The organism is Novosphingobium sp. KACC 22771 (assembly GCF_028736195.1).
GTDB lineage: Bacteria > Pseudomonadota > Alphaproteobacteria > Sphingomonadales > Sphingomonadaceae > Novosphingobium.
The window spans coordinates 890,108-906,290 of the sequence record NZ_CP117881.1; the positions used below are offsets into that span (position 1 = coordinate 890,108).

Annotated in this window: 11 protein-coding genes; 4 read left to right on the forward strand and 7 right to left on the reverse strand. The window is 62.6% G+C overall.

The genetic code is table 11. The features are described from left to right. Positions 1-25 precede the first annotated feature (25 nt). Positions 26-1,009, forward strand: coding sequence for an MlaA family lipoprotein (locus PQ467_RS03895; protein ID WP_274175243.1), 984 nt, complete (start codon positions 26-28; stop codon positions 1,007-1,009). A 22-nt stretch (positions 1,010-1,031) separates the two neighbouring features. On the opposite strand, the gene PQ467_RS03900 is transcribed toward PQ467_RS03895, so the two are convergent. From PQ467_RS03900 to PQ467_RS03930, 7 genes are all read right to left on the reverse strand, one after another. Further along, positions 1,032-1,370 carry a P-II family nitrogen regulator gene (locus PQ467_RS03900; protein ID WP_274175244.1) on the reverse strand — a complete coding sequence of 113 codons (339 nt, stop codon included), beginning with the start codon at positions 1,368-1,370 and terminating at the stop codon, positions 1,032-1,034. 14 nt (positions 1,371-1,384) lie between these two features. Then, a complete protein-coding gene (locus PQ467_RS03905) occupies positions 1,385-4,516 on the reverse strand; it encodes an efflux RND transporter permease subunit (RefSeq protein ID WP_274175245.1) in 3,132 nt (1,043 codons plus the stop codon). After that, positions 4,513-5,661 (reverse strand): efflux RND transporter periplasmic adaptor subunit, encoded by a 1,149-nt coding sequence (locus PQ467_RS03910; RefSeq protein ID WP_274175246.1) that lies wholly within the window; start codon positions 5,659-5,661, stop codon positions 4,513-4,515. Before PQ467_RS03910 ends, PQ467_RS03905 begins: the two co-directional genes overlap by 4 nt. Before the next feature lie 4 nt (positions 5,662-5,665). After that, positions 5,666-6,895 carry a TolC family protein gene (locus PQ467_RS03915; protein ID WP_274175247.1) on the reverse strand — a complete coding sequence of 410 codons (1,230 nt, stop codon included), beginning with the start codon at positions 6,893-6,895 and terminating at the stop codon, positions 5,666-5,668. A 215-nt stretch (positions 6,896-7,110) separates the two neighbouring features. After that, positions 7,111-8,484, reverse strand: a complete 1,374-nt coding sequence (locus tag PQ467_RS03920) for an alkaline phosphatase family protein (RefSeq protein WP_274175248.1) — start codon at positions 8,482-8,484, stop codon at positions 7,111-7,113. Beyond that, a complete protein-coding gene (locus PQ467_RS03925; RefSeq protein ID WP_274175249.1) occupies positions 8,484-10,757 on the reverse strand; it encodes a TonB-dependent receptor in 2,274 nt (757 codons plus the stop codon). Before PQ467_RS03925 ends, PQ467_RS03920 begins: the two co-directional genes overlap by 1 nt. Before the next feature lie 125 nt (positions 10,758-10,882). Continuing rightward, positions 10,883-11,131 carry a GlsB/YeaQ/YmgE family stress response membrane protein gene (locus tag PQ467_RS03930; RefSeq protein ID WP_274175250.1) on the reverse strand — a complete coding sequence of 83 codons (249 nt, stop codon included), beginning with the start codon at positions 11,129-11,131 and terminating at the stop codon, positions 10,883-10,885. 535 nt (positions 11,132-11,666) lie between these two features. Between PQ467_RS03930 and PQ467_RS03935 the strand changes: the two genes are divergently transcribed. The 3 genes from PQ467_RS03935 (at position 11,667) to PQ467_RS03945 (ending at position 15,923) form a co-directional block, all read left to right on the forward strand. Next, positions 11,667-13,577, forward strand: a complete 1,911-nt coding sequence (locus tag PQ467_RS03935) for a ribonucleoside-diphosphate reductase subunit alpha (RefSeq protein ID WP_443192996.1) — start codon at positions 11,667-11,669, stop codon at positions 13,575-13,577. A 390-nt stretch (positions 13,578-13,967) separates the two neighbouring features. Then, positions 13,968-14,357 carry a PepSY-associated TM helix domain-containing protein gene (locus PQ467_RS03940; protein WP_274175251.1) on the forward strand — a complete coding sequence of 130 codons (390 nt, stop codon included), beginning with the start codon at positions 13,968-13,970 and terminating at the stop codon, positions 14,355-14,357. A gap of 501 nt (positions 14,358-14,858) precedes the next feature. Beyond that, positions 14,859-15,923, forward strand: a complete 1,065-nt coding sequence (locus tag PQ467_RS03945) for a ribonucleotide-diphosphate reductase subunit beta (protein ID WP_274175252.1) — start codon at positions 14,859-14,861, stop codon at positions 15,921-15,923. Positions 15,924-16,183: the final 260 nt, after the last annotated feature.

The following is a 16,183-nucleotide window of genomic DNA, read 5'->3' on the forward strand; positions in this document are numbered from 1 at the left end:
GAATTTTGGAATGGTGGGATCGGCCATGGCTTGTCGCGGGGGCAAGCGCGGTTTGGTAAAGGGCGGTATGGTTAAGGGCGGTCTGGCGCTGGCATGGATGCTGGCCGCCGCGCCATGTTGGGCGCAATCGGTTTCGGGCGAGGGCGCACAGGGCGCCGCGCCGCAGAGCATGGCGCAGGACGTGACAACCGCGCCTCAGGCTCCGCCGGTTGCCGATGCCGCTCCGGCCTCGCCTGCTATCTCCACGCCCGCCGCCGCCGAGACCCAGCCTACGCCGCCGCACCATCCCGGCCATCGCGTGGTCGAGGAGGAGCCCGGCATCGTGGTTTCCTCGCGCCCGCTGGCGCCCGATCCGGCGCGCGCGATCAACATGGCCTCCTTTGCCGTGACTCAGTCGATTGACACTGCGGTCCTTGAACCCTTTTCGAAAGGGTATGAGGCGGTTGTGCCTTCGCCTGTCCGCGATGGCATTCACAATGTGCTGTATAATCTGCGCGAACCGGTCGTAGCGGCCAATTACCTGATGCAGCACAAGATCGGCAAGACGGCCGAGACGGTGGCCCGTTTCGTGCTCAATTCCACGATCGGTGTGGCCGGGATCTTTGATATGGCCAAGCGCAAGCCGTTCCGGCTGCCTTTCCATGAAAACGGTTTTGCCGATACGCTCGGCTTCTATGGCGTGCCGAACGGGCCGTATATCTATATGCCGCTGTTCGGATCGACGACCCTGCGCGATCTGACCGGGCGGATTGTGGACCGGGCGGCCTTGCCTCTGGCGATTGGTCGCAATGTTCTGCCCACGGCGGCGGTCGTGCCGATGATCGTGCTGGGCATTGTCGATCGCCGCGTGGTCAACAAGGAGCGGCTGCGTCAGGAGCGCGAATCGGCCGATCCCTATACGACCACGCGCGACAATTACCTGCGCCGCCGTGCCAATCGCATCGAGGAACTGCGCCACCCCCACGCCGCCCCGGCCAAAGACGAGAAGGTGGAGAAGGACGAGGGCTGATCGCCAGCCCTCGGCTCCCTACTCAATCCTGCGGTTCGGCCGCGATAAACAGGCATTGTTCGATCCGCATGGTCCAGATCAGCCCGTCGCCCTGCCGGGCGGTGCGGGTGATCTGGTGGATCGTGTCATAGATCGGCTTGGCATTGGCTTCATCCACGACGATGTGAATCATGGATTTGGGCGTGAAATCGACCAGTTCCTGTTTGATCGTCCAAGGATAGTTGCCCAGTTTTCCCGTACCGCTGCACCCCTCGACCTTGGCCACGGTCATGCCGGGGAATTCGGGCAATTGTCGCAGCGCGGCGCGCAGCATCTCGACCCGGCTGGGCCGTACAACGGCGCGGATTTCAATCATGGCCATGGCGTTTTCTCCCCTCAGGCCTCGACGCGTTCGTCATCAAAGAAGCGATAGATCGTGGGCAGCACCACCAGCGTCAGCACGGTGGAGGTGATCAGCCCGCCGATCACCACGATGGCCAGCGGCTTTTGCACCTCCGACCCCGGCCCCGTGGCAAACAGGAACGGAATGAGGCCGAGCAGCGCCACCGTGGCCGTCATCATCACCGGGCGGAAACGCAGGGTTGCCCCCTGAACCACCGCCTCGCGCACCGATTTGCCCTCATCGCGCAGGTTGCGGATATAGGAGACCAGCACCACGCCATTGAGCACCGCAATGCCCCAGAGCGCGATAAAGCCCACCGAGGCCGGCACCGAGAGATATTCCCCCGTCACCGCAAGGCCCACGATCCCGCCGATCGAGGCGAAAGGCAGCACCAGAATGATCAGCGAGGCCAGACGCAGCGAGTTGAACAGCACGAAGAGCAAGAAGAAGATCGCCGCCACCGTGATCGGCACGATGATCATCAGATGGCCCAGCGCGCGCTCCATATTCTGGAATTGCCCGCCCCATTCGAGGTAATAGCCATCGGGCAGCTTGATCTGCTTGTCGACCTTCTGCTGAAGCTCGGCCACGAAGCCGCCAAGGTCGCGGCCTTTGACATTCATGCCGATTACGATACGGCGCTTGCCCATTTCGCGGCTGATCTGGGCCGGGCCGTCCGAGACGACCACCTTGGCCACGTCGGCCAGACGGGCCTGCGCGCCGCCGGGCGAGGTGATCAGCAGGTTCGATATCGCCTCGATGTTGTTGCGATAGGCCTCAGGCAGGCGGACCACGCCGGGGAAGCGGCGTTCGCCTTCAAAGATTTCCGTCGCCTGTTTGCCGCCCACCGCCGTTTCCAGCAGATCATTCACATCGGCCACATTAAGGCCAAAGCGCGCCAGCGCCGCCCGGTCGATTTCGATGGAAAGATATTGCTGGCCGCTGACCTTTTCGATGCGCAGATCCTCGGCGCCTTGCAGCGATTGACCCACGCGGGCTATTTCCTCGGCCACGCGCTTCAATTCGTCCATGTCATCGCCAAACACCTTGACCGCGATGTCCGAACGCACGCCGGTCACCATTTCGTCCACGCGGTCGGAAATGGGCTGGGCCATGACGATCTGGACGCCGGGCAGGGCTTTGAGCTTTTCGCGCATGGCGTCGGCAATGTCGTCCTGATTCCAGCCCTTGGGCCATTCCTCGCGCGGTTTCAGGCTGACGATGGGGGTGGATTCGTTGGGGCCTTGGGGGTCGGCCGGGCTTTCGCCGCGACCCACGCCCGATACCGCCGATTTGACGCCGGGCACCTGCATGATGAGGCGCATGCCCTCCATCTCGATCTTGATCGATTCATCGAGCGCGATGTTGGGCACGCGGTTGATGCCGGGCACCACCGAGCCTTCCTTCATTTCGGGAATGAAGGCCGTGCCAAGGAAGGGCAGCAGCGCCAGCGTGGCCAGAAACCCGCCCACCGCCAGCGTGATCGTGCGCTTTTCATTGCCCAGCGCCCAATGCAGCATCTTGAGATAGCGGCTTTTCATCACCTTGATGACGCGGGTGTCGTGGTCTTCCTCGCCGCCATGGCTGCCTTCATGCACCTTGGGCGCTTTCAGCAGATAGGAGGACAGCACCGGCGTCACCGTCAGCGACAGCACCAGCGAAATCGCCAGCGCAATCGCGATCGTATAGGCCAGCGGCGAGAACATCTTGCCCTCCATCCCCTGCAGCGTCATCAGCGGCAGGAAGACGAGGATGATGATGCCCACGCCAAAGATCACGGGCGTCGCCACCTCGACCACGGCGCGCAGGATGATGCGCACCTTGCTCTCGCCGCTGTCGCGCGTCTGGCCCAGCAGGAGGAAGGCGTTTTCCACCACCACCACCGAACCGTCGACCATCAGGCCGATGGCGATGGCCAGCCCACCCAGCGACATGAGATTGGCCGATATGCCCAGATAATTCATACAGATGAAGGTGAGCAGCGGGGTCAGCACCAGCGTCGAGACCACGATCACCGAGGATCGCACATCGCCAAGGAAGACGAAGAGCACGATCACCACCAGCACGATGCCTTCCATCAGCACCTTGACCACGGTGTGGATGGCCGCATCGACCAGTTCGGAGCGGTCGTAATAAGGCACGATCTTGAGGCCGTCGGGCAACATGCCCTTGCTGTTGATCTGTTCGACACGCTCCTTGATCTTGGTGACGATGGCCTTGGCATTGCCGCCCGCCATCATCAGCGCGATCCCGCCCACGCTTTCGGTCACGCCGTTCTTGATCAGCGCGCCGTCGCGCACGCCCGGCCCGATCTTCACTTCGGCCACATCGCGCAGATAGACCGGCGTTGCCGCGCTTTCGCGGATGACGATGGAGCCAAGGTCATCGACCGATTTGACCAAACCCACGCCCCGGATCAGATATTGCTCGGCATATTGCGGCAGCACGCCGCCGCCCGCATTGGCATTGTTGCGCGCCACGGCCTGATAGACCTCGGCCACGCTGACCGAATAGTGGCGCAACTGATCGGGGTTGACCAGAACCTGATATTGCTTGGCAAAGCCGCCCTGCGAGTTGATCTCGGCCACGCCCGGAATCGAGCGCAGCAGCGGGCGCACCACCCAGTCCTGCGTGGTCCGGCGCTTGGTCAATTCCTCCTGGCTCAGCACCGAATTGCCGTCGCCCGGCTTGTCCAGCGTATATTGATAGACCTCGCCCAGACCCGTCGAGACCGGCCCCAGCACCGGGGCGATCCCCGGCTGCATCTTCGAGCCGACCTCGATCAACCGCTCCATCACCAACTGGCGTGCGAAATAGACATTGGTCTTGTCGGTGAACACCAGCGTGATCAGCGACAGGTTGGGCTTGTTGAGCGAGCGCATCTCCTCAAGGCCGGGCAGGCCGGTCATCGCCACCTCGATGGGTACGGTGGCCATGCGCTCGACCTCTTCGGGGCTGCGGCCCGGTGCTTCGGTGGCGATTTGCACCTGCACATTGGTCACATCGGGAAAGGCATCGACCGACAGTTTCGACGCCGCATTCAGGCCAAAGCCCAAAAACACCGCCGCCACCACGATCACGATCAGGCGCTGTTGCAGCGCCGCGCGGATCAGGGACTGGATCATTGGCCTTCCAATGCCTGCCGGTTGCGCTCATTGTTCAGATGGAACGCGCCTTCGATGGTAATGCGTTCGCCCGGTTTCACGCCCGAGATCACCACCCGCTTGCCCGCAATCTCCTCGCCCAGCGACACCGCGCGCAGGCGGAATTTGGATGGCGCGGTTTCGACAAAGACATAGTCCTTGTTGTTTTCACGCACGATGGCCGCATTGGGCACCACGGGCTGCTTTTCGGGCGTTGCCGTCACCAGCATCGTGGCCAGCATCTGGGGCTTCAACTCGCCATTGCGGTTGTCCAGTTCGGTGCGCACAATGACGGTACGGGTCTTGGGGTCAACCACTTGCCCGACATAGACCAGCTTGCCCTCGCGCTTGGCCCCGCCCAGCGCGGGAATTTCCAGCGCCACGGTCTGGCCCTGCTGGACAAAGCGCACCTGCTGTTCAGGCACCAGCGCCACGGCCCAGAGCTTGGACAGATCGGCCACCACAAACAGCGCGTCGGTCGGCTGCACCACTTGCCCCAGCGCCAGATTGCGTTCGACCACCACGCCGTTCATCGTCGACAGAATCGGGGTCGAGGAGGAGATCACCCCTTGCCCCCCCAATTGCCCCAGCGCCGAGGCCGAGACGCCCAGCAGGCGCAACTGGTCGGCGGCGGCGCGCATTTCGGCGTGGGAAATGCTGGCCTCGCTCTGGCGACGCTGCAATTCGGCTGCGGCGATCACGTCGGCGGCATAGAGTTGCTGGGCGCGTTCAGCGGCGCGGCGGTTCAGTTCATATTGCGAGCGCGCGCGCAGATAGGCGAGCTGTTGGGTCGAAAGGTCCGAACTGTTGATCCGGCCCAGCACCGTCCCTCGCGCCACGTTCTGGCCGATATTGGCGGCCATGTCGGTGACGCGGCCCGTCACGGTCGCGCCGATGCGCGCCACGCGGTTTTCGTCAAACGTGATCTGGCCCGCCACGCGCAGCGTATCGGACACTGCCTCGACGCCGACCGGGGCGACCTTGACGCGGCCCTGCATATTGGCGCCCGCCACCACGGTTTCGGGGTCGATCCTGGGCTTGTCGGCTTTCTTTTCCTCGCCGCATGCCGCCAGGGACAAAGGCAGCGCAAGGGACAGAACCAGCGCCACAAAAGGATATTTTTTCATGGTTTTATCTCTGCGCAAGGTTGGAGCTGAGGCGCTGGATTTCGACCAGCGCCACGGCCAGATCGAAACGGCTGTTGATAAGATCGGCGCGCGCCGCACGGAACACGCGCTGGGCGTCCAGAACGTCGATGAGCCCGCGCTCGCCAAAGCGATAGGCCGACTCGGCCACCTTGAGCGCCGATTGCGCCTGCGACACCACGCCGCCTTCCAGCGCGGCCACGGTGTTCTGGGCGATTTCATATTGCTTGTAGGCGATCACCAGTTCCTGCCGCACCGCATATTCGCGCGCCTCAAGCCCCAGCGTGGACTTCGACAATTGCGCCTCGGCGGCGGCCACCGGCCCCTTGCGCCGGTCCCAGATGGGCACGGTCACGCTGACGCCAAAGCGGGTCTGGTCCTGTTCGGCGTCGCCGCTGCGCTCCGCGCGCAGCGCGACCTGCGGCAGGCGCAGCGCTTCCTCGGTGCGCAGGCGATAGCGCGCCTGATCCTGCTGCGCGCGGGCCTGAACCAGATCGGGGTTGGTGCGCGCCACCTGCTCGACCAATTCGTCAAAGGGCGGCAATTTGGGCAAAGCCTGCAAACGCCCGGTCACGGTGAAATTTTCCGGCAGGGCGGGGCCGACCAGCATCCGCAACTGGCTGCGCGCCTGCTGCACCCGCAGGGCGGCGGCGGCGGCGGTCTTTTGCACGTTGAGCAATTCGGCCTCGGCGCGGATCGCTTCGAATTTGGCCGTTTCACCCTGCTTGACGCTGAAGGACACCTTTTGCTGCATCGAGCGCACGATGCCGACATCTTCCTCGGCCACCACCTGTTCGGCGCTGCGGCGCAGCAGGTCGTAATAGGCCATGCGCAGATTGGCGAGCCAGTTGGTCACCTGTCCGGCAAAGCCCGCCTCGCTGGCGGCCAATCCGGCGCGGGCGGCCTCGATGCGGGGCGTGCGCGAAAAAGGCAGGTCGAGCGGCTGCGACAGGCTGTAGCTGGTGGCCGTGCCCGACAGGCCGCTGGCCACGGGCTTGTAGCGCATCGGGCCGGTCATGAATTCGACCGTGGGGTTGGGCAGGGCGCGTGCGGTGCTCACCTCGCTGCGGGCAATGGCGACATCGCGCTGGGCCGCCTGAAGAGCAGGATTGGTATCCTGCGCCAATTGCTCAAGATGATCGAGAGTATAGTTTTCCTGCGCCATGGCATTGCCGCCAGTCGCCAGAAAAAGCACCAGAACATGGTGTAATCGCATCAGTAATCGCACTCCGCGAGGGCTTAATCCCGTATTTCCTGAACCCTCCCGACGGACGACTGACTATGGTTATGTTCTATCGCTGTCGGATTGCGGGGTATGGGAAAGCCGGCGGAGCGGCAAATAAAAATACAATAAATGCCCCGTGGTGCAGGGCAGGAGCGGTATTGTGCAGGAGTGGTGACGCGCAGGGGTGGCCCTGCGCGTCACAGGCATCAGAACGGGATGGCCGGGGCCTGGGCCTGATCCAGCCGCGCGCCCATGATCCGCGCCAGCGTGGGCGCGATGGCGCGCATGTCGATTTCGCCCAGATCGCGGCCCTTGGGAATGCCGGGACCGGCGATGATGAAGGTCGAGCGCATACGCGGATCGGCGGGGAAGAAGCCGTGCATACCCTTGGTGGGCGGCACAAAGCGCAAAGGCGCCGCAGCCGCGATATAGCCTGTGGCCAGCATCGGAGGGGCCAGGTTGAGATAGAAGCTCGCCTGCGGATTGCCGCCCGCCTTGATGATGGCATCGCCCTCCAGCATGTCGGTGATGTGGTTGGCCGGATCGGCCTTCAGCCCGACCAGCAACTCGCGCAACTTGGCCTTGAGCGCCGCATCGTCCGGCCGCGCCAGCACCACCGCCACCGATCCGCCCGAGGCCCATGCCACCGCGTCCCAGCTCTCGATCTTTTGCCGCCCCAGCGGGTCGGGCGCGGACAGACGGATCAGCCCCGCATCGATCAATGCGCGGCTGAGGTTGAAGGCATTGTCCACCGCGGCAAAACCATGGTCGGAAACCAGCGCGATCACCGCATCGGGATGCGCCTTGCGCTCGGCCGCGACCAGATGGCCGACAATGGCGTCGATGCTTTCCAGCACGGCATGGCTTTGCGCGCTGTCCGGCCCCGTCTCATGCTGGGTATGGTCCAGCGCGGTCAGGTAAACGGTCAGGAAATCGGGATGATGCGCGGCGATCAGGCGGGCGGCAAAGCGCCCTCGTGTCTGGTCGGCGGGCAGGTCCTCGTCCTTGCCGGGCGCATAGGGGCCTTCCTTGGCCTCCAGTTCGGGCAACAGGCCCGGCGTGGAGAGCGCCGCCACCAGCTTGGCATCATCGGGATGGCCGGTGCGCCAGATCTGGGGCAGGTTCCAGCCGATCCTGGCCCCCACGCTGACGGGCCAATGGACATTGCCGGTGGTCAGCCCCTTGGTCCGCGCCGCGTCCCACAAGGTGGGCACCTTGATGTCGGAGGCATACCAGTACCAGCCATCCTGATTGATGGCGGTCGGGTCGAAGGTGACGTTGTTGAGCACGCCGTGATGCGCCGGATCGACCCCGGTTATCAGCGTCGTGTGGCTGGGAAAGGTGAGCGTCGGCAACACGCCGACCACGCCCGCTGCATGGGCGCCCTCGGCCAGCAGTGCGCGCAGGGCCGGAATTTTCAGCCCCCGCTTGTCCGCCTCGATCACATCGCCCGGTCGCAAGCCGTCGATCGAAATCATCAGCACCGGATGATACGCCGGTTTGGCCGCCGGTTTGGCCGAGGCGGCGGGGATGATCCCCGCCGCCAGCAACACACCCAAAAACGCCGATTTCACGCTCATCAGAACCCTGCCTTGATCGTACCGAACACCGCGCGCGGCGCGCCCACCATCAAGGTCTGGTTGTCGCCGGCAAAGCCGAAGCCGTTGGTGCCGATGGTGGAGACATATTTTTCATCGAACAGGTTGGTCGCATTGACCTGAAGCTCGATCGGGCGGTCCGAGAAGGGCGTCTTGACGCGATAGCCGATGCTGGCATCGACCAGCGTGCGGCCGCCCACCGATTGATCGTTGGTATAGGTGAAATAGCGCTTCGACATGTAATTGACCGCAACCCGCCCGAAGATCACCTTGTTATCATAGGCCAGCTCGGCGCGGGCTAGGTGCTTTGGCGCATCGACAGTGGTTTTGCCCACCAGCTTGTAGGCGCCGATGTCGTCGCGATAGGTGCTGTCATTATAGGCATAGGACAGGGTGGTGGAGAAGCCATGGCCCAGACGCGCGTTGACCAGCGCCTCGATGCCCGCCGAGCGCACGCCGCCCACGTTGGAGAGCAGATTGGCCGAACCCACGATCCCGGCGGCGGTGGGGATCACCAGCAGGCGGTTGTGGAAATTGGTCAGGTATGCGCCCAGCGTGGCGTTGATGCGCGCGTCCGAATAGCGATAGCCCGCCTCATATGTGTCCGAGCTTTCCGGCTTCAGGCTGCCCTTTACCGCGTCGAACCCGGCCTGCGTGGCCGAGAAGGGGCCGCTGGTGGTGGCGGATTGATAGGCGCGGGTGGCCTGGGCGAAACCGGCATAGATTTCGCTGTTGGCCCCGATCTTGTAGGCCGCGCCCACGGTGGGCTGGAACCAGTCCTTGGCCGCGATCCGGCCCGAGGCGCGACCGCCCGCAATCACCGGCGTGGCCTTGTTGATGACGGCAAAGCCCTTCCAGCCCAGATTGATGGTCAGGTCGCCATATTTCACCGTATCGGCCACATGATATTGCAGCGTCTCGGTGGCGAAATTCAGCTCCCATTGCGTGGCAAACGGGTTGGACGGCCAATCAAGCAGGCCCTGGCCCGGATCGGTGCGGCTGAGCACGGCGTAATAGCGGCGCGCTTGATTGAAGGCATTGTGTTCCCACCAGCCGCCGATGGTCAGCTTGTGCGCGCCGATCTCGCCGTCGATATGGCCGAAAATGCCGCCGCGCTTGATCGCATATTCGGTGGTGCGCAGCGAGAGCGGGATGCCGTTCGGGCTGTTGACATAGGGCGTCCACCAGAGGCCGCGACCCTTGTTGTCGTGGTAATAGGCCTTGATCTCGCCGGAGAACTTCTCGCTCAACTGGGTCTTGGCGCCCACCCAGCCGAGGAAGTCCTTGCGCAGACCGCCGCCCGAATAATAGGCATCATCGGCATTGGCAAAGGGCGCGGGCCATGCCGTGCCCGCCGAAGGATTGGTGGGCACGGCGCCCGAATAGCCGTTGTTGGCCGCCACATCGGCGACCTTGACCGCCAGCGCGTAATTGTTTGAAATATTGTCCCACTTATAGCCGAGGCGGTTCAGCATATCGAGGCTGAGATCCTGATAGTCGACCTCGGCGCGGTCGGAATAGGAGCCATAGGCGGACAGTTGCGTCGCGCCCAGATCGCCCACGATCTTGGCGTTCACCAGCGTCTGGCGCTGCTGGCCATAGCCCTTCCACTTGGCGGTTTCGTGGTGATCGACCGAGATGAAGCCGCGCAGGTCGCCGTTCTCGCTGGCCGCATTCACCCGGCCAAAGGCGCGCCAACTGTTGAAGCTGCCATAGGTGGCGGCGGCGTCCAGCGCGAAATGGTCGAGCGGATCGAGGCTGGAAAACTCGATTGTGCCGCCCAGATTGTTGGTCGCCTGCGTGCCCAGCGCGCCCGCGCCCTGCGTCACGCGGGTGGCGCCGATATTGTCGGTGATGATCGCGCGGCTGACATGCAGCCCGTTGAGGTTGCCATAGGTGGCATCGCCCAGCGGCACGCCGTCGAGGGTGAAGCCGAGCTGATTCTGGTTAAAGCCGCGAATCGAGACGCGCGTGGCCCATTCATACGAACCGAACGGATCGGCGCTCTGGAAATTGACGCTGGGCAGGTTTTCGATCGCCTTGAACGGGCTGGTGCCGGGGACCAGCACGGCCAGATCCTTGGCGGTCAGGGTCTGGGCCTGACGCACAACGCCCTGACCGATAACGACGATGGCGTCCGATTCGCCCGCATCGGCGGCGGTCGGCGCGGCCGCAACGGGCGCTTCGGCCGCATGGGCAAGGCTGAGCGGGCAAAGCGCGCTGGCGGCAAGCAGAAGATGGCAAAGTTTGGACATGACGACCCCCATGTGCAGATGCAGTGATGGGGCGCGGCCTAGGACCGCCCTGTTACGGACAAGTGGCGGAACAGAGGCGGTTTGATGACGATTTTATGAAGATTTCAAGGCGTTGCCTATTTACATCAATGCCAGCCCAGATGCCGCCCGAGAAAGATCAGCGCCATTGCCCCCACCACCGAGGCGATAAATCCGGCCGGACGCGCCGGGCGCCCCACATCGCCGCGATTGACCACCAGATCGGCCAGCAGCGAGCCCCCGATGCCCAGGAAAATCGTCATCCACCACCCCATCGGCACCGTGCCCAAATAGACAAAGCGGGCCACCAGCCCGACAACAAGCCCGGAAAACAGCGCAGCGATTAATCGGAACATCGGTTTTCTCCCGTGGGTTGGGGTGTCATAGCAGATTAGTACAGCCCGTCGCCAAGCGCAAAGCCGATCCGCAGGGCGCATGCAGATGTGGAGAACTTTTTTGCCTTTTGCCCAATTTGACTCTTGCGTGACAGGCCAATGCCCGATTTCCGCCGCGTCGCCGCGCTGGTGGCACAATGCAGGAAACGCACTATCTGTATAGCAATCAACTTCGGTTTGAGGCACAACCAGTGGTGGCCGGTAACGGGTGCCGACCTCTATCCCTAGTGATTGCCCGCCGGAGGCCGCAAAGCCTCGTCGCGGCGCGATTGTTGGGAAAAGAGCAGCCCTGTGATGCGCCGGAGCAACCAGTTTCAACACCATGGAGGGGCAGAACGTGGATTTCAGCAGCGGGGATGAGCGGGCCGAACGCAACAGCGATCATTCGACTTTGCCGCTGACCGAGCCGCAGACAGGCGCCCAGGGCGCCGCCGTTCTGTCCGATAAGAAGGAGGCGGGCGCAGGCCCGGCTATGCCGATGAATGACAAGACTGATATGGCCACGGCCGACTTATTGAGCGCCGAACGCATGGGCGATCTGCTCAGTGTGGCCGCCGCTGCCGCTTCCTCGCCCAAGCAGCCCGAGGATACCAAGCGCGTTGATGCGCGCCGGTTCAACATCGTGATCGACCCTGCGCGCGATGCGCTGCTGACCGATTTCGGGCGCGAGACGCTTGATGACCGCTATCTGCTGCCCGGCGAAAAGTATCAGGACTTGTTCGCCCGCGTGGCCGACGCCTATGCCGACGATGCCGACCATGCCCAGCGCATCTATGACTATATTTCCAAGCTCTGGTTCATGCCCGCAACGCCGGTTTTGTCGAACGGCGGCACCGGGCGCGGCCTGCCGATCTCGTGCTATCTCAACACAGTTGAGGACAGCCTCGACGGCATCGTGTCGACCTGGACCGAGAACGTGTGGCTGGCCTCGCGAGGGGGCGGCATCGGCACCTATTGGGGCAAGGTGCGCGGGATTGGCGAGCAGGTCGGCCTCAACGGCAAGACCAGCGGCATCATCCCCTTTGTGCGCGTGATGGACAGTCTGACGCTGGCGATTTCGCAAGGGTCGCTGCGCCGTGGTTCGGCGGCGGCCTATCTCGATGTCAGCCACCCGGAAATCGAGGAATTCCTCGAAATCCGCAAGACCAGCGGCGACTTCAACCGCAAGGCCTTGAACCTGCACCATGGCGTGCTGCTGACCGATGATTTCATGCAGGCGGTGCGCGACGGGCGCGAATTTGAACTGAAATCGCCCAAGGACGGCAGCGTGCGCGGCAAGGTCGATGCGCGCAGCCTGTTCCAGAAGCTGGTCGAAGTGCGTCTGGCCACGGGCGAGCCTTACCTCGTGTTCTCCGACACGGTAAACCGCATGATGCCCAAGCATCACCGCGATCTGGGCCTCAAGGTCTACACCTCGAACCTGTGCAGCGAAATCACCCTGCCCACCGGCAAGGACCATCTGGGCAATGACCGCACCGCCGTGTGCTGCCTGTCTTCGCTCAACCTTGAGACGTGGGACGAGTGGAACGGCGACAAGCGTTTTATCGAGGACGTGCTGCGTTTCCTCGACAACGTGCTGCAGGACTATATCGACCGCGCGCCGTCCGAAATGGCCCGCGCCAAGTACTCGGCCATGCGCGAACGCAGCGTCGGCATGGGCGTGATGGGCTACCACTCCTTCCTGCAGAAGAAGGGCATCGCCTTTGAAAGCGCGATGGCGAAGGCGTGGAACCTGAAAATGTTCAAGCACATCTCGGCCAAGGCGGACGAGGCGAGCATCCTGTTGGCGCAGGAGCGCGGCGCATGCCCCGATGCCGCCGACATGGGCGTGATGCAGCGTTTCTCGTGCAAGATGGCGATCGCGCCGACCGCTTCGATCTCGATCATCTGCGGCGGCACCAGCGCCTGCATCGAGCCGATCCCGGCCAACATCTATACGCACAAGACGCTCTCGGGTTCGTTTGTCGTCAAGAACCCCTATCTGCAAAAGCTACTGGCCGAAAAGTCGAAGGATTCCAACAATGTGTGGAATTCGATTCTCGAACATGGCGGCTCGGTCCAGCACCTCGATTTCCTCAGCCCCGAGGAAAAGGCGACCTATAAGACCAGCTTTGAGATCGACCAGCGCTGGCTGCTTGAATTCGCCGCCGACCGCACGCCCTACATCGACCAGGCCCAGTCGCTGAACCTCTACATCCCGGCCGATGTGGACAAGTGGGACCTGATGATGCTGCATTATCAGGCTTGGGAAAAGGGCATCAAGTCGCTCTACTATCTGCGCTCCAAGTCGGTCCAGCGTGCGGGCTTTGCCGGCGGGGTCGAGGCTGACAACACCTCGGCGGCCCCAAGAATCGAATTGGAGGCCAAGGGCGAGACGGACTACGAGGAATGTCTGGCCTGTCAGTGATTTTTTGCGGGGGTGATGCCTCCGGCGGGCAAAGGGCGGGGGCCCTTTGCAATCCCTTTACTGGTGGCGCTTCGTTGGCAGTGATGCGGATGAGGCGATGAATTGAAAGCCTGCGGCGCTTTTTGTCGGCGCCGCAGGCTTTATCATTCCAGCCTTGCGTCCCGCACCCATCGGCCGAACCCTTGGCGCAACGCAGACAGTAACGGGAGCGCGAGGGACGAGTCCCTCGCATCTATCCCTTACCTTCTTGCCCTGCTGACACCCCTTGCGACATTTTCTCACCCTTCGCGGCTTGCCAATATGTCGCATTGCCTGCTTTTCATGGGCGCGTAACCTTGGCGCGCAACGGGACCGCGCTTGTTCAAGGCCCGAATCTAGGAAGGGAATTTCATGCGTAAGTGGCACCGCTGGCTCAGTCTGTTTTTCGGCGTTTTCATGTTGTGGATGGCGGTGACCGGCGTGCTCAGCCAGATCGTGCCCCTGACGCAAAGCAAGCCGCAGCAGGCGCAAGGGGCACCGGCCTCGATCTCGAAGCTTCAGCCCGATTTCGTCTGCCCGCCTGACGTCATGTGCCGACCCAAGCAAAAGGGCGGCCAGAGCATCGTGGGCCTGCTCCACCACCTGCATTCGGGCGAGGAGTTCGGCCCGGTCGGCGTGCTGATCTCGACGCTCACCGGCTTTGCGCTGCTCTTCTTCTCGATTTCGGGCATCTGGCTCTATGTCCAGATGTGGGGTTTTCGCAAAGGGCGCGGGCTGTCGCCGCGTTGGTTCTGGAAATAAAGGTTTGCCTCCGGCGGGCAAAGGGCGGGGGCCCTTTGCAATCCCTTTAATGGGTTGGCGTGAGGTTCGCAGCCGAGCGCCAGTCGGTTGGATTTGAAAGCCTGCGGCGCTGGTTAAAGGCGCCGCAGGCTTTATCATTCCAGCCTTGCGCCCAACACCCATCGGCCGAACCCGTGGCGCATCGCAGACAGTAACGGGAGCGCGAGTGGCCAACCGATTTGTCTCGAAAAATCGGCTCTCTAAAAACCACCCCTCGCATTTTTTCCTGCCTTCTTCCCCCAACAAAAAATCTTCCGCCGAATCTGTGGGAAAGCATTTCTCCCCGATGCATCCCGGCGCCGAAACTGTTATCAAGCAAGGGCAGACGATGCAGCGCATATCCACAAGACCTTGTGGTCGCCTGCACGCATTACCATCTATCTGTTGATGGGCCGGGCCGCGTATCGCTTGACGCTCCCGCCTGTCGCGGGCCTTGAAAACCGCCGATTCTGGAGTTGTCGCATGTCCCTTCTCGAAGCCAGTAAGACCTACAAGCCCTTCGAATATCCCTGGGCTTACGACTTCTGGAAGCGTCAGCAGCAGGTCCACTGGCTGCCCGAGGAAGTGCCGCTGGGCGAGGATTGCCGCGACTGGGCGCAGAAGATTTCCGAGCATGAGCGCAACCTGCTCACGCAAATCTTCCGCTTCTTCACCCAGGCCGACGTGGAAGTGCAGGACTGCTATCACGAAAAATATGGCCGCGTGTTCAAGCCCACCGAAATCAAGATGATGCTGGCGGCGTTTTCGAACATGGAAACGATCCACATCGCGGCCTATTCGCATCTGCTCGACACGATCGGCATGCCCGAAACGGAATATGGCATGTTCCTCGAATATGAGGAAATGAAGGCCAAGCACGACTACATGGCCACGTTCGGCGTCGATTCGGACGAGGATATCGCCCGCACGCTGGCCATGTTCGGCGGCTTTACCGAAGGGCTCCAGCTCTTCGCCTCCTTCGCCATGCTGATGAACTTCCCCCGCTTCAACAAGATGAAGGGTATGGGCCAGATCGTCTCGTGGTCGGTGCGCGACGAATCGCTCCATTGCGAAGGCATCACCAAGCTGTTCCATGCCTTTGTCGCCGAACGCGGCTGCCTGACCAAGGCGGTCAAGGAAGACATCATCGATTGCTGCCAAAAGACGGTGCGCCTTGAGGACGCCTTCATCGACCTCGCGTTTGAACAGGGCCCGGTGCCCGGCATGAGCGCCAAGGACATCAAGCGCTACATCCGCTACATCGCCGATTGGCGTTTGGGCCAGCTTGGCTTTCAGCCGATCTATATGATCGAGGACCATCCGCTGCCCTGGCTCCAGCCGCTGCTCAACGGCGTCGAGCATGCCAACTTCTTCGAAACCCGCGCCACCGAATATTCCAAGGGCGCCACGCGCGGCGACTGGAACACCGTGTGGAGCAGCTTTGATTCGCGCCGCAAGGCCAAGGCCAATGATCCGGCCGCGCTGGTCTTCAACGAAGGCGAGGGGACCGAGGATATGTTCAAGGCAGCGGGGATCGCGGCGGAGTAAGCGTTTGGGCGCTTATTCGCTTCGCGATTTTTAAGATGCGAGGGGCTCGCCCCTCGCGCTCCCATAATTGTTTGCGTTGCGCGCTGGTTCGATCTTAAGTATCGGACGCAAGGTGGAAATTTGAAAGCCTGCGACGCCATCAAAAGCGCCGCAGGCTTTCAATATTTGACCATAGCGCTCACGCTGCCAACCGAACGCCACCAGTAACGGGTTTGCAAAGGGCCCTCGCCCTTTGCCCGCCGGAGGCAAAACCCTAAAAC